The sequence below is a fragment of the Plantactinospora sp. B5E13 genome (assembly GCF_039871775.1).
GTDB lineage: Bacteria > Actinomycetota > Actinomycetes > Mycobacteriales > Micromonosporaceae > Plantactinospora.
Genome location: NZ_JBDPLT010000001.1, coordinates 269,370 through 284,459 on the forward strand (window position 1 = coordinate 269,370; position 15,090 = coordinate 284,459).

Consider the following 15,090-nt stretch of genomic DNA (forward strand, 5'->3'; position numbering starts at 1 on the left):
ATACGATCGACTTCACCCCGATCAAGCAAATGTTCAGCCAATTTATCGGGGCATGCGGGAGCAGCCTTTTATACGACCACCGGCGCCGTGGGCACCAGATCCTCGACCAGCAACGTCCTCAGCTGGTCCACAGTGGGCTCACGCAGCGAGCGGAGTCGGCCGGCCTGCCGGGTGACCGCCTCGTCGAGCACCTGCCGGGCGTAGCGGCCGTTGCCGAAGGAGCGCGTCTTCGGCACCCGCTCGAAGTGCTCACGCAGCGCCACCAGCGTCCGGCCGGCGCACTCGTAGCCGCTGGCCGAGGCCAGGCCCTGAAAGATGGCCACCAGGTCGTTCGCGTCGTAGTTGGCGAAGTGGATCCGGCGGGAGAACCGGGACGCCAGACCCGCGTTGGCGGACAGAAACTCCTCGATCTCCTCCTCGTACCCGGCGGCGATCACCACCACCTCGTCCCGGTGGTCCTCCATCAACTTGACCAGCGTGTCGATCGCCTCCCGACCGAAGTCCTGCCGGGCATCCGGCGGCGCCAGGGTGTACGCCTCGTCGATGAAGAGCACCCCGCCCCGGGCCCGGTCGAACGCCTCCCGGGTGCGTTGGGCGGTGTGCCCGATGTACTCACCGACCAGGTCCGCCCGGGCCACCTCGACCAACTGCCCACCCGCCAGTACGCCGAGCGCGGTCAGCAGTTGGCCGTACAGCCGGGCCACCGTGGTCTTACCGGTGCCGGGCGGCCCGGAGAAGACCAGGTGCCGGGAGACCGACGGTGCCGGCAGCCCCGCCTCGACCCGGGTCCGGATGGTGGCGAGCAGGTCGATCATGTCGGCCACCTCGCGCTTCACCGCACTCAACCCGATCATCCCGTTGAGTCGGGCGAGCAACTGGTTGACCTCGTCGTCGCGGGCCACCCCCGCCGGTCCGCCGCTCTTCGCCACCTCTCCGAGGTCCTGCGGCAGAAGCTGCGCCAACTCCACGCCCGACGACGAACCGGCCTCCGACAACCGGAACGCCTGCCGCCCGACCATCTCCTCGAACACCTTCCGGGCCACCCGGGCGTTACCGAAGTTCGCGTCCCGGTCCATCCCGTCGAACAGCCGGGCCAGGGCCAGCCGCGTGTCGTACTCCAGCGAGTAGTGGTGCGTGCTGCACAGTCGCTCGACGATGGTGACCAGTTCCTCGGTCGAGTAACTCTCGAACTCGACCGACCTGGAGAACCGGGAGGCGAGCCCCGGGTTGGAATCCAGGAACGAACGCATCTGGGCGGAGTATCCGGCGACGATCACCACCACCTCGTCGCGGTGGTCCTCCATCAGCTTGACCAGCGTGTCGATCGCCTCCCGACCGAAGTCGTGGCCGGAACCGCCCTCCACGGCGGCGAGCGTGTACGCCTCGTCGACGAAGAACACCCCGCCCCGCGCCTCGTTGAACCTCTCGGTGGTCTTCACGGCGGTGCCGCCGATGTGCTCGGCGACCAGGTCGGCCCGGGACACCTCGACCAGCTGGCCGGTCCGCAGCACGCCGAGCGCGGCGAGAATCCGCCCGTACAGGCGGGCCACGGTGGTCTTGCCGGTGCCCGGAGCACCGGCGAAGACCATGTGCCGGGACATCGGCGGCGCCGGCAGGCCGGCGGCCGCCCGCCGTTGGCCGACCCGGTGCAGTCCGACCAACGTCGCCACCTCACGCTTCACCCCAGCCAGCCCGACCAGCCCGTCCAGCTCCGCGAGCAGCGGCGTCGCCGGGTCGACCGTGGGCCGGGTCAGACCCTCCGGTCCGACGGCCGCCGGCTGGACGCCGCCCACCGCGTTCCCCGGGTCGCCCGGGCCGGGCGTCCCCGGTACGACGGAGGCCGGCCGCCCAGGGGACGGATCCTCCCGGGGCGGCTCACCGGCCGACACCGGCCGGGCCGGCGGCGCGGTCTCCTGCTCGTCCACGTCGAGCGCACTGCTCGGCACCACCAACCGGATCCGCTCGCCGCCGTTGTTGACGATCGTGGTCGTCCGTACCCGGACCCGTTCCACCGTCTCGACCAGCAGGCCGTCACCGGCGTTCCCGACCAGTTCGCAGCCGTCGAGCCGGCCGGACGAGCCGGGGCCGAACCGGACTCCCGGCCCGCCGCTGTCCTGGACCCGGGTACGCCGCAGGGTCAGCTCGGCGTCCTGCCGCAGCAGGATTCCCGCGTCCCGGGCCGCCCGGAAGTCACAGGCGGTCACCGTTGCCGTACCGCCAGGGGCCAGCAGCAGCGCGTTCGTGCCGCCCCGGACCGTGGCCTCGTCGACCGTCAGGGCCGCGCCGCCGGCGACCAGGAAGCCGCCCGCCCGGCAGCCGTCGACCTGACCGCCGTGCACGGTCGGCCGGGCGCTGTCGGTCACCCGTACACCGTGGTCGGTGCAGCCGGTGATGGTGACATCCTCGACCACCGGAGACGCCGAGCCCTGGACCAGCAGACCGACCTGTCCACCCCGGACAGTTGTGCCGCGTACCGTGCCCGCCGCGTCGGCCTCGAACAGCAGGCCCACCCCCACACCACCTGACACCCGCCCACCCTCGATCCGGGGCGTCGCCGAGCCGCTGACCGCCACCGCGGCTGCCCCGGTTCCGTCGATCTCCCCGTCGGTGAACTCGCCGGTCGCCGACTCCAGCACGTACAGCCCGTGCCCGGCCGCACCGTCCACCCGGCACCGACGAAGTACCGGGTTCGCGCGGTCGGTCAGGACCACGCCGTGCCCACCGACAGCCCGGACCTCACACTCCTCGAACGTGGGCGTGCCGCCGGCGACCAGGACACCCGCGCCCGGCGTGTCGTGCACCGTCGTCCGTACCACCCGCACGGCGCCGTCCCCCTCGACAGCCACCCCGGCACCCTCGACGGCGCTGATCCGGCAGTCCTCGACGCGGCCCCGGCCGCCCCCGGTGGAGAGCACTCCGACGCCCCGGCCGTCGGTCACGGTGCAGTGCCGGAACACCGGGTCGGCACCGCCGGCGATCACGATTCCGGTACTGCCGACGCCGCGTACCTCGGTCCGGACGACCGTGCCGGTGCCGCCTCCGTCGACCAGGAAGCCGGCCCCGGCCGGGTTGTTGACGCGGCAGTCGGTCATGTCGAGACGGCCGCCGGGCACGTGCACCGCCACGATCCCGGCTCCGACGACCTCACAGTCGACCAGATGCAGCGTGCCACGACCGAGCTGGATCGCGGGCAGGTCGGCGCCCCCACCCCGGACCGTCAGGCCGCGTAACGTGCCCACGCCACCGGCGGCGAACACCGCCACCCCAGCTCCGCCGTCGATCGTCACGGTGCCCGGGCCGTCTTCGGCGGTCACGGTGACGTCCCCGGTCAGCCGTACCTGCTCGCGGTACGTGCCGGGCTGGACGACGACGGTGGCCCCCGGCCCGGCGGCCCGCACGGCGTCCGCGATGGTCGGCAGGCATCCGGGGTCGGTCTGGGACACCAACAGCATGCTGTTACTCACGCTTCTCCACCTGATCCGGCAGCGCCGCCGGTGGATTCCACCGGCGGAGGGAAAGGTCGCCCGTTGTCGTCCAGCCCCGGGGCGAACCGCGACGGCGCCGCGTCGGTAGTAGCACCGTCGTCGGCCCGGGGCACCGCCCGCAGTTGGGCCAGGATCCGCTCCGGGTCGTCCCGGACGGCCCGGCCCGGCGTACTCCGGAGGGCACCGAGATCCCGTAGGAACACCCGTACCGGCCCGGCGCCGTCGCCCGGGCCGTCGACGGCGAGCACCAGGAACCGGCTCCCCGACGCGAACAGGCCACCTCCGGTGCCGGTACCGGCGCCGAGGCCGGCGAGGCGGCGGGCGCTGATCGACCAGATGGCGAATTCGACGCCGGACTCCGGGGGCCGACCGGGCCGCAGGTCCACGTCGACGAAGGCCGGCTCGACGAGTACGTCGCCGGGGCGGTATCCGGCGACGTACCCGGAGCCGGCGGGACCGGGCCGGAAGACCGGACCGAACACCGACGGCATCCGGTGCAGTCCGTAGCTGGCCCAGCGGGCCAGCAGCCCCAACCGGGTGACCTGCTCCACCGGGCCGGCGCCGCGCAGCACCTCGTTGACGGGATCACGCTCGCCGTCGCAGTACGCCCGGACCGCGACCAGCCCCGCGGTGAGGTCCGCGAGGCCGCCCGGTGTGGCACGCAGTCCGGGCGACTCGGCCAACGTCCGGGTGACCACCCGCGCGTGGGCGTCGTACCGGCCGCCGACCGCCGACCGCAACGCGGGCCGCTGGGCGACGACCGTCTCGACGTCGGCCTCGGAGAGCCAGCGTGGAGACACGGACGAGGCGGCGACAAAACCACCGGTCCCGGGGCCGGGCGCCGGTACGACCTGGCCGGGCCCGTTGCCGTCCGCCTCGGACAGCTCGTCGCTCATGGACAGCTCGTCGCTCATGGACAGCCCGGACAGCCCGGACAGCCCGGACAGCGTGGCCGCGGTCGGGAGGGTCGAACCGGCGGCGACGATGCTGCTCTCCGGCACGAACGTGCCACCGGTGACCTGGTCGACCGTCGGCTCGGGCGGCCCCGCCGGGTCGGCACCTGGCCCGGCGGGCGTGGCGGTGCCGGCGGCCGTGGCGGGTACGACGGTCGCCACCCCGGCGCCGGCGCCCGGCAGGGCCGTCGGCGACACCGGTCCGGGCAGCACCGACATCTCGGCCACCGGTGTGGCGCCGAGCGTCCGCCAGCGCTCCGGATCGAGCAGGTCGACGATCGCCCGGCCCAACACCACCGGCTCGGTCCGCGGCGGCACCGGCTCCGCAGGACGGGGTGCTGACGTCGGATGCCCGGAGGTCGCCCCTGCAGGACCGGGTGCTGACGTGACGGCGCCGAACGTCAGCACGACGCCACCGGACACCGGCCGGACGTCACCGGACACGACAACGGGCAGTGGCGGCAGCACCGGGCCGAGTGCCCGGACCTGACGCGGCGGCCGTCGGTCACCCACCCGCACCGGCCGGGGACTCCACCGGCGGAACGTGCCGGAGGTCCTGAGCAGACCGGTGGCGGACAACTCCACCGCCGCGTCGGCGGCGTGGACCGGGACCCCCAACGCGTCGGCCAGTCCCCCGTACAGCAGGTCGGCGGCCGCTCCGCTGACGGTGACCCCACGGGCGACGACCACGACCGGCTGACGGGTGTCCCGGTGGCAGGAGGCGAGCATCCGGGCCAGCGCGCGGGGGGACTGCGGGCGGCCGAGGACCTGGAACCCGGTCACGCTGACGCCGACCTCGACGACAAAGCCGGCCAGGGCGGCAACATTCCGGTTTCCTGGCCGTTCGAGGAACGACCAGCCGGCGCGGGTGCGTACCCCCGGCAGGTCGGTCGACGGCGGGGTGACCGCCGCCTCGGCCCGGGGCGCCGCGGCCGTCGGACGGGCGGGCCGCCACACGACGTCCGGGCGTGTCCGGGGTACGACCGCGAGCCCGGCGTCCGCAGCGGCCCGTACGAGCCACCAGGATCCGCCCGCCGGCCAGTTCCAGCGCCCCGGACCGGTCGACCGGGCTCGGGCCGGCGCCCCGACCGCCGGAGCCGGCTCCGGAGCGGCCGGCGCCGCCGGGGAGACCGGCGACTCGACCGGCGCGGCAAACGACGGCCCGGTCGGCGGCCAGGCAGCAGCGGGCCGGGGCGCCCCGCCGGGCGGACACCGTACCCAGGTCGGCTCGGCCGGGTCACCGGCCGGCCGGAGGGTGCACCCGTCGGGTGCCAGGGCCAGTCCGGAAACGGGTAGCAGGACCTCCTGGCCGACCCACTCGGCCAACCGCCGCGCCGCCGGTACCACCTCGACCGATCCCGCGTACCCGCCGAGCGCGATCAGGCGGACCGCCCCGATGCTGCCGCCGAGGTGCTCGACCAACAGGTCCGCGACGAGTTCGAAGAAGTCCTCCCGGCCGGTGACCGGGGGTGCGCTCAGCACCGCCGCCGGTCCGGACTCCGCCGGAACCGCCGTGGCCAGCGCGACCAGCGGCTCCAGCGGGTCTGCCGCGCCGCGCAGGACGAGCACGTCACCGACGGCTTCCACGGCGACCCCGGCCGTCCGCGCTGGATCGGACCAGCCCTCGGGCATCGGGCAGATCTCCTCGTTTCGACGGACCGGACAGGGGATTCGTGGTGTCGGGGCCGGGGTGCGGCCGGGTCAGCTCGCCTTCGCCGTGCCGGTCTGCCAGAGCGTCCGGCCGTGCTGCGAGATGGTGACGTTGCCGTCCGCCTGCAGGACGAGGATCGCGCCGTCGTGACCGTCGGTACGCGTACTCCAGATCGTCGCCTTCCTCGACGTGTACAGCACGAAGTTGCCGTCAGCCTGGAAGACCAGTTCCGCGGCGCCCCGGCCCCCGGTACCCGCGCTCCAGACCAGGCGCCCCTGGTCGTAGAGGGCAAGGTTGCCGTTGGCGGTGAGGGTCAGCCTGAGTCGGTTGGTGCTCCACGACTGCCCGGGCCGCAGGACGGAGGTACCGTTGACCACCCGGGTCTGCCAGTCGGGCTTCGCCGGGGGACGTGTGGTGGCCGGGGCCCTCGGCGGTCGGGTCGGCGACTGCGTCCGCACCGGCGGGCGGGCGGGCGGTGGACGGACCCCGGTCGGCGGTGCGGTGCCGGTCGGACGCGTCGAAGGCTTGCCACCCGTGGGCGCCGACGGACTGCCGCCCAGCCTGGGATCCCTGCCGTAGTAGTGGTCGGCGTAGGACGTCACCAGGTCGAGATGGTCACGCAGGCCGGCGTTGTCCGGCACCCCGCCGGCCTGACGCACCGCGTCCGGACCGACCCGGAACGCGGCCACCGCCGTCAGGTACGGATCGCCACCCACCCCGCTCAACTCACCGACCAGCGAACACATCGCCCGCCCGAGCGCCGGTACGGCGGCCGCCGGGTCCCAGGGCGAGGTGGCGGTGGCGAACGGCGCGTACCGGGCCCACAGCTCGGGGGTGAACTGGGCGATCCCCTGTCCGCCCTGCGGGCCGAGCAGGTTCGGGTTGAAGCCGGAGGAGGCCATCAGCTGGGCCGCCACCCGGGCCGGTGTCACGGCGGCGCAGCGGTGTCCGGCCGCCCGGATGGCGGCCAGGTAGTCGTCCGGCACCGGCTTCGGGTCGGTGCCCCTGCCGGGCACCGTGCCGACCGGGCCCCTCGTGCTGGTCGGTCCGCCGCCACCGGTGCCCGGCTGGTGGGCGTACCAGGCGGCGTAGCCGGCGACAGTGTCCACGTACTGCCGGGCGGGGGCGGGGACCCCCCTGGTCTCGCGTACCGCGGCCAGTCCCGAGTGGTACGCGCCGAGGGCGAGTCGCCAGGGGTCACCGCCGATGCCGGCGTGCCGTACCTGTCCGACCAGGTCGCAGGTGAGGTGGGCGAGCGCCAGGATGTTGGCGGCGGGGTCGTCGCGCCGGGCCGACGCGCGCGGCTTCCACCGCTCCCAGGCGGCGTCACTCAGCCCGGCCACGCCACGACCGGTGGCGGTGGTGGCGGCGGCGTCGAAGCCGGACGCCGCCATCAGTTGCCCGGCGAGCCTGGCCGGGGTGAGCGCCGGACAGGAGAGCCCGGCGGCGGCGATCACCCGTGCCTCGCCGGCCGGCACCGGCCGACCGACCCGCTGGGTCGCCTCGGCGGTGGCGCTGCCGAAGCCAGCGCTGGCCACCACCCCGGCCACTCCGACCAGCACCAACAGCAGGAGCGCCGCCATCGCCCGCCGGACCGGGTCGAGCCGGCGAAACAGGTCGCCGGACAGGCGGGCGAGCCGGCGAAACAGGTCGCCGGACAGCTTGCCCTGTCGGCGGAGCCGGTCGCGCAGGCCGGTACGTCGGAACCAGGACGGCACACCATCACCGGGCGTCGTCGGCACTGTTCGATCCCCCTCAGCTCGATCCCCCTCAGCAACGGCTTCCCGCAACACGACGGACGTCGCCCGTGTTCGGTTCAACCAGACGCCCGGTTCAGTCGAACCGGGCGGACGGCAACCCACCTCCGACCCGGTCGACGTACGCCGACCTCGTCCCGGAGTTGTCCACCACGACAGCGGTCGGGGCAGGATCCGGGTCAGCCACGGTCGGGCCGTCGGCCGGGTCACCGGTCGCCGTGGCGTAGAGCACCGACAACGCCCGGTGCATCGCCACCGCGTCGACCTCGGGCGGCAGGTAGTCGTTCGCCCGGATCGCCTCGAGGAGGCCGGCGTCGGGCGCCAGGCCGTAGCCGCGCAGGTAGTAGCCAACCGCGTCGGTCCAGATCCACCGTCCGTCGGTCCGGACCACGGCCGGCACCACCTCGGGCCGCTCCGGGTCGAGTACGTCCGGCGCGAGATCCGGCGTGATCAGCAGCGGCACCCCCGCGTCGAGATAGCCGGCGACCCGCTCCCGTTCGGCCTCGTCGAGCCGGGGATGCGTCGGCTCGAACCCGGGACCGGAGTCGGGCTCGAAGGTGTCGAACACCCGGGCGACGAGGGGCACCACCGCCGGCGTGGCCGTCCAGAGCAGCGCGGCGAAGCCGAGCCCGGTCCGCTGGTACGCCGGCAGTGTGTCCGGGTCGCGGAAGACCTCCACCTGCGGATGGGTCTCCCCGGCGGCGGCCAGCGCGGCCTGGAGCCGGACGGCCAGCCCGGGTAGCGACGCCTCGTCGTCCGCCTGCAGCAGGTACACCCGACGGGCCGGCGGCCACCGGGTGTCCCCCGCCGGAAACCGCCAAAAGCGCCAGAGCGCGCGGACCGGGTACCCGGCGGCGATCGACGCCGCCGCCGCGACCGCCGCGGCGTCGACTCCGTCCGGTCCGCCCGGTCCGGGGTACGGCACGGTCAGGTCGATGCTGTACGGAACGTCGGGGCCGTGCTCGGCCAGCACCTCGGGGCTGACCGGTGCCACCCCGTACACCGGTTGCGGGTCGGCGTCGGAACGTTCGAGGTCGGCCAACGCCTCGACGTCCTCACCGGCGGCACCGAGGACGTCGGCCAGCAGTGTGGCCTCGGCCCCGGTCACCGCGATCCGCCCGGCGAGCGCGGCGAAGACCACCGCCTGGCTGATCTCCGCGAACTCGCCCTCGACCAGCCAGCGGCGGGCCTCGACGATCAACTCGTCGGGCAGCCGACCGGCCATCCGCAGCAGCATCTGGTGGAAGGCGGCGCTCTGGTCCGGCCGGCTCTCGATTGTCTGGCTCATCGTCGGGTCTGGTCCTTCTGGTTCGTCCGGGGTCTGGTCCGTCCCGCTCCGGACGGGGGTGCCGTCCGGTCGGACGCTCAGTGCCTGGGCGGCACCCGGTCGCCGCCCGAGCGCGCCAGGTCGGAGTTGTCGTCCTCCACGTTCTCGAGGAGGGAACGCCAACTGCCGACGTCGTCGGTGTCGCCGTGGGCGAGCCGGGTGATGCCGTCGATCACGGCGGTGACCAGTTCGATCTGCACCGCGAGTCGGTCGTGGATCTGCCGGTCGACGTCGCCCCGGACCGTCCCGGGCGGGACGTTCTGGCTCGTGACGTGCCTGAACCTCTCCCCGACCACCGACATGTGCGCGAACGGCGGGACGAGCTTGTCGTTGTCGACCAGGTCCGTGTCGGCCCGAAGGTGGTCAGCGGCCATCGGTCGCCCCCTCGCCCCCGGCACTCGGGAACGGCTCGGTCACCACCCGCACCGTCTCCCGCATCAGGTCGTCGAAGTCCGCCGTTCCGTTGAGCATGTCCAGGAGCGGCAGACCGGTCGGCAGTAACGTCTGGAACGCGTTCGCCGTCCGTCCCCTCGCCTGGTCCCGGGCGGTCTTGACGGTCTCCATGAGGAGGTTCGCCAGTTCGGCCGGCGCCATCGTCCGGTACGAGTTCGTCGGAAACCTGATCTCCACCAGGTCTCCCCGACCGTCCACCGTGACGGTGAGCGCCCGGTTCTTGGCGGTGACCGTCGTCTGCGCCGTCGACAGTTCCCGTCTGACCTCGGTGATCGCCTGCTTCTGCCGTTCGAACTCGGCGTACGCCTGCTCGATCCTGTCGTGCAGCGGGCTGGTCACGTTCGACTCCTTCTCAGTTGGCGCGGTTGGTCTGTCGGCCGGTGCCTCTGGCCGGCCCGAACGGGGACGCGGGCGTGCCGGGCCCGGTCGGCGACCAGGGAGTGCGCTCGCCACCGGGGGCCGAGGGCACCTCGTCCCGGCCGATGACCGCCGGAGCGACGTCCGGGTCGGTTCCCCATACCTCCTCCTCCTCGGCCAACCAGGTGGTGCGCTCGCGATCCTTCTCCTGCTGCCCACCACCTGCTCCCATGCCGCCCATCGGCGGCATCATGGGCGGGTATCCCCCGCCGAATCCGCCCGGACCCGCCGCGCCGGTGGACGGCGGGATCAGACCCTCGATGCCGGCATCGGGGCTGACCGGCGCGGGACCGAGCGCGCCGACCATCAGCCCGTTCGGCGGCGGGGTGTCGGGGCTCCACTGCCCACCGGAACCGCCGCCACCGAGCCCCACGCCACCCGCGCCGCCGAGTTCCGGATGTTCACCGCCGGCGCTGCCGCCGAAGAAGTCGTTGGCCCCGACAGCGCCGGTGCCCGAACCACCGAGGCCCGGGAAGGAGCCGCCCGAACCAGATCCGCCCAGACCCGGGAACGACCCACCCGAACCCGAACCGCCCAGACCGGGCAGGGCGCCACCGGAACCCGAACCTGACCCACCTCCGGTACCCGGCGGCAGACCATCCAGCCCTCCGCCCGGACCGCCCAGGCCGGGGAACGAACCACCACCGCCGGAACCAGGCAACTCGTCGATCGGCGACGGACCTTCCTCGAAGTCCCCGGTGCCCGGAAGTCCGGTCGGGGGCTTGGCCGGCTGCTCGTCATCGCCGGGCCGGCCGTTCAGGCCGCCACCACCGAGGCCGGGAAGTCCACCGAGCCCCAGGCCGCCACCACCGGGACCGGCACCACCGCCGGTCAGCCCGCCAAGGCCGGCACCGGCTCCCAGGCCGCCGCCACCAAGGCCGGCACCGCCGCCGGTCAGCCCACCGGCGCCGGCCCCACCGCCGCCGAGGTCGGAGGCCGACATTCCGCCGCCGCCACCGCCGAGGAGGTCCTCCAGGTCGGCGCCGCCACCGCCGCCACCGCCACCGCCGCCGCCACCGCCACCGCCACCGCCACCGCCGAGGATGTCGTCCAGGTTGGCACCCCCGCCACCCCCACCAAGGTTGTTGAGCAGGTCGTCCAGGCCGCCACCGCCACCGGAACCGGAACCGGAACCGGTGGTGGGCGGCGGGATCGGCACGTACGTCTGCAGGTCGACCATGCTCGTATAGGTGTGTTCGAAGCTGTTCCGCAGTTCCTGGAATCGCACGGCCATCGCGTTGTGCAGCGAGGCCGCAGCCCGGTTGAAAAACGCGTGCATCCGGTCGTCGATTTCCTTCAACGCCACATCCGGATGCTTGAAGTCGTAATCGACCGCACCCCGGCCGTCGCCGATGTCGACGCCTATCCACCAGTGTTCGAGGTTTTCCCAGACGACCAGGTCACCGTTGTCCCAGGCCTTCCTGTTCCAACCGTCGGTGCTCCGGCCGAGGTCGTCGATCGCGCGTTCCAGGTCCCGCATCACCGCCGCGACCATCGAACTCGGCTGGTATTCCGGATGACTGGTGAAGTCTGCCCACGCCTGGCGTACCTGGGTCCAGAAGCGCTGCGCGGCATCACCGTTCTCGTGCAGCATCCGGACCCAGTTGTCGGAGGTCTCCAGATCCTGCCGCAGCAGCCGCATCTCGCCGTGAAGATTCCTCAGGGCGTCGGAGAGAGCCTGGGACGAGGAGCCCTGGAAGCCCGACCCGCTCGAACCGAGACTGTCGATCTCGGCCTGGAGTCGCTGTGCCGAACTGTCCAGCCACATGGCGAGGTTGTAGAACGACTCCGCGGCGGTGTGGAAGCTCTGCGGGTCCAACGGCAGTGGGGTGGGCGGGGTGTCCAGGATGTCCCGCGAGTGGTTCCAGAACTCGTTCCAGAAGTACTCGTGCGGCGAGTAGCTGCCCGACTTCGCGTACCAGTCGACCCGACCCTTGATGATCCAGAACGCCTCGTGCGAGACCCCGAGCCAGTTCCCGCCTATCTGGCCGTCACTCGAAAGCGGACCGCCAATCTTCGTCATGCTGGCCGCGGTACGCCGGTAGAGGGTGAACTCGTTCGCGCCCACCGTACCCATCGAGTCGTTCCACGGCTGGTTGCCGGCCTTGATGTAGGTACCCGCCATGATCAGGGTGAGCCAGGCCGGCCGGGTGAACCGGCGACTGTCCATGTCGCCGGCACCGAGCACCTCGGTGAGACCCTGTTCCCAGGCCGGCAGGCCCAGCGGGTCGGTGCCGGGCAGGGTGGTCGGCTGGTTCGGATTCGGCTGGGTCATCGGGGGTCTCCACTCAACGCCATCACGTCACTCGACGCCGTCACGTCCGCGTCGCGGTCTGGAAGCGCGGTACCGCAGATCTCTCAGGTGGTGGTCGGACCGCTGCCGAGGCCCGGCACCGGGCTCGGGACCGGGCTCGGGCCACCGAGGTACGAGTTGAACGTGGCGTACGAGTTGTTCGCCCGCTCGACGTTGTCGCTCGACGAGATGATGTGCGCGATGCCCTGCGCGTGGCTCGACAGTTTCTGGTCGTAGGCGGTCAGCTTCTGGTCGGCCTGACTGCCCACCGCGGCGATCCGCGATTTCAGGTTGACGCCGGCCGCGAACTTGTCCGAACCCGCCCTGACCTGCAGACTGTTGAAACGCTCGCCGTGGGGGTGGGCCGGGTCGAGCGGATTCACTCCGGCTCTGACCTGGGTTACCTGGCTACGCATTGTCATCAGTTTCTCCGCCAGGGCGCGGAGGTAGTTCTCGTCGACGGTGATCTGGGCTGGCACGGGACACACGTCCTCTCGGAGATACCGGGGCGATGTTCGCCGGGAGACGGCCGGCAGGGCGACACGGGCGCGGAGTCCCGTGCCGCCGTGGTCCAAACCGGAGGTGACGGTTCAGCGCTGGAAGAGGGCCGCACCCCGGTGGTCGGTCTCCAGGTAGTTGTCGTTGATCCGGACCAGGTTGCCGGCGTGACCGCGGAGCGCGTTCTGCATCTCGGTCATGCCCAGGCTCCACTGCCGCTGGGCCTCGTCGTAGCCGTCGATCGCCAGACCGGCGTTCGCGTTCTTGAACATCGAAGCCCGCTGCTCCAGCTGCTCCAGCGACGCCGCCAGCTTGTCGGTGATGCCCTGCAGACTGGTCGCGCCGTCGTCCATGGCGGAGGTACGAACCGCATAGTTGGCCATTTACGTTTTCTCCCTCGGATGCGGGGTGGAAATCAGGTCCAGCTCGCCGGAGTCGCTGGCGTCCCGGCCTGCACCGGAGTCATGGTGGCCGGCTGGAGCTGCGCGAACATGATGTTGTCGTCTTCGGTGCTCTGGGTCAGCTGGGCGAACTGGCTCATGCTGTCCCGGATCGACTCGAGCGCGGCCGACACCTTCTGCAGACCGGCCTTCCACTCGTCCAGGCCGGCGCTGTAGGTGTTCGACGCCTGACCCTGCCAGCCACTGGCGAGGTCGCCCTGGGTCATGTTGGCCTGGTTCAGCGCGCTGACCTGGTCCGAGTAGGCGACCCCGAACGCCTTGACGAGTTCGACGGTTGAGCCTTCGTCGACGATCTGCATACCTGACGGCATGACTCACTCCTCACTGATCGAATGAATACGGGATGGCACTTTCCTGGGCTGGGCGGGCGACGTCGGCCTGCCGATCACCCCCTCGCCGCCGAGGACGGGTCGAGCAGTGGCCCGGTCGGCAGCATCTCCAGCAGCCGACGCGCCACCGGCCGGGCCGTCGTCGCCGGAAAACCGAGCTGGGCCGCCACCGTCGCCGACCCGACCGGGTACTTCACCCCGGCGTCCGTCAGCAGGTAGAGACCTGAGCCGGCCGGCTGGCCCGCGCGGCCGGCCAGCGCGAGTCCGCCGAGGCCCGGCGCCACGGCGACCGCGTTGACGGTCCGCGAGCTGAAGGTCACCCCCGCGCCGGCCTCCACCTCGCGGGCGGGCGGCACCGGCAGGTCCACCGTCACCTCCGTCTGACCGTCCGCGATGGACTGGCGTACGCACCAGGTGCCCCGGTCCGGCGCCACCGCCCGCCGGGGCGGCGTCGTCGGCAGTTCCGCGGCGAGCACGGGTCGCCGGGAGACCGGCAGTACGGCCAGCGCGGCGGGGCTCAGTTCGGTCGGCCGCACCGGCCGTCCGGCGTACGCCTGGGCGGTCCGCGGGTCGGCGGCGACCAGCGTGTACGCGAACGTGTTCAGCTCGGCCAGCCCGTCCGTCTGGAGCAGGTAGTGCCGCTCCGGGTTCCCGGGGGTACGGGCGGTGAACAGTTCGCCGACGGTGGCCCGGCGGCCGTCGACCACCGGACCCGGCCGTCCCCGCCCCGGTACGTCCGGCGGCCCGATGTCCGGCCCCACCGGTACGGATTCCAGCCACCCCGTCCAGACCGGGAACGCCGCACCGTCGAACCCGAGTACCCGGAGCAGCCACGGTTCGGTCAACCGCAGCCGACGCCCCCGCCACACCAGGAAGGTCTGCTTCTCGGCCTCGACCAGGATCGCCTCGTCCGCGGCGAGCGGCCGGTCGTCGCGGGGCGCGCCGTCCGACTCGATGCTGAGTGTGGTGGCCGACAGGATGGTGCCGGCCCGGTCCGGTGCGGCGACCGCGCAGACCGTCCACACCTGCTGGTCGACCGTGCCGCCGGTCGGCAACGCGTCCGGCGCGCCGACGATGCCGACCGGCTGCCCGTGTCCGACCCCCCGCAACGACGCCCGGGAGACCGTGACGGTCTTCGGCTCGGTGCCGAACAACAGCCGGGCCGAGGTGTGGTTGAGCACCGGCCGGAGCAGCCCGTCGAGGTAGACGTACCGGGTGCCGGTCTCCTTCTCCACCACCAGCACGCCGGGCTGCCGCCACCTGGTGGCCCCGCCGGGCACCAGCGCACCGAAGATCAGACAGCCGACCACGACCAGTGCGGCGACCAGCACCCCGCTGATCATGCCGACCACCATCCGGCGGTTCGGGTTCTCCAGGCCGTCCGGTTCGGCGGCGACCAGCGCACCGGTCAGCCTGCCCAGCACGTACGTCTGGGCCTCCACCTGGTCACGACGCGACTGCACGGC

Annotated in this window: 11 protein-coding genes; all 11 read right to left on the reverse strand. The window is 72.8% G+C overall.

Annotation, left to right across the window (positions count from 1 at the left end):
• Window positions 1-68 precede the first annotated feature (68 nt).
• Entirely contained in the window at window positions 69-3,464 is a 3,396-nt protein-coding gene (locus ABGB05_RS01150; protein ID WP_347651184.1) for a right-handed parallel beta-helix repeat-containing protein, read from the reverse strand.
• Complete coding sequence (locus tag ABGB05_RS01155; RefSeq protein WP_347651185.1) at window positions 3,461-6,070, reverse strand: hypothetical protein; 2,610 nt, start codon at window positions 6,068-6,070, stop codon at window positions 3,461-3,463. The genes ABGB05_RS01150 and ABGB05_RS01155 overlap by 4 nt, the downstream gene beginning before the upstream one ends.
• A 69-nt stretch (window positions 6,071-6,139) precedes the next feature.
• The gene (locus tag ABGB05_RS01160) at window positions 6,140-7,831 is read right to left on the reverse strand and encodes a hypothetical protein (protein WP_347651186.1); all 1,692 of its coding nucleotides are present in this window, start codon (window positions 7,829-7,831) and stop codon (window positions 6,140-6,142) included.
• Between the two features lie 91 nt (window positions 7,832-7,922).
• Window positions 7,923-9,134: a hypothetical protein gene (locus ABGB05_RS01165; RefSeq protein WP_347651187.1), complete on the reverse strand. Its 1,212-nt coding sequence runs from the start codon at window positions 9,132-9,134 to the stop codon at window positions 7,923-7,925.
• A gap of 77 nt (window positions 9,135-9,211) precedes the next feature.
• Window positions 9,212-9,547, reverse strand: a complete 336-nt coding sequence (locus ABGB05_RS01170) for a hypothetical protein (protein ID WP_347651188.1) — start codon at window positions 9,545-9,547, stop codon at window positions 9,212-9,214.
• Window positions 9,537-9,965 (reverse strand): YbaB/EbfC family nucleoid-associated protein, encoded by a 429-nt coding sequence (locus ABGB05_RS01175; RefSeq protein WP_347651189.1) that lies wholly within the window; start codon window positions 9,963-9,965, stop codon window positions 9,537-9,539. The genes ABGB05_RS01170 and ABGB05_RS01175 overlap by 11 nt, the downstream gene beginning before the upstream one ends.
• A 13-nt stretch (window positions 9,966-9,978) precedes the next feature.
• Window positions 9,979-12,318: a hypothetical protein gene (locus tag ABGB05_RS01180; RefSeq protein ID WP_347651190.1), complete on the reverse strand. Its 2,340-nt coding sequence runs from the start codon at window positions 12,316-12,318 to the stop codon at window positions 9,979-9,981.
• A gap of 83 nt (window positions 12,319-12,401) precedes the next feature.
• Window positions 12,402-12,815 carry a hypothetical protein gene (locus ABGB05_RS01185; protein ID WP_347651191.1) on the reverse strand — a complete coding sequence of 138 codons (414 nt, stop codon included), beginning with the start codon at window positions 12,813-12,815 and terminating at the stop codon, window positions 12,402-12,404.
• Between the two features lie 111 nt (window positions 12,816-12,926).
• Window positions 12,927-13,217: a WXG100 family type VII secretion target gene (locus ABGB05_RS01190; RefSeq protein WP_347651192.1), complete on the reverse strand. Its 291-nt coding sequence runs from the start codon at window positions 13,215-13,217 to the stop codon at window positions 12,927-12,929.
• A gap of 32 nt (window positions 13,218-13,249) precedes the next feature.
• Window positions 13,250-13,606 (reverse strand): WXG100 family type VII secretion target, encoded by a 357-nt coding sequence (locus ABGB05_RS01195; RefSeq protein WP_347651193.1) that lies wholly within the window; start codon window positions 13,604-13,606, stop codon window positions 13,250-13,252.
• 74 nt (window positions 13,607-13,680) lie between these two features.
• Complete coding sequence (eccB, locus tag ABGB05_RS01200; protein ID WP_347651195.1) at window positions 13,681-15,087, reverse strand: type VII secretion protein EccB; 1,407 nt, start codon at window positions 15,085-15,087, stop codon at window positions 13,681-13,683.
• Window positions 15,088-15,090 lie beyond the last annotated feature (3 nt).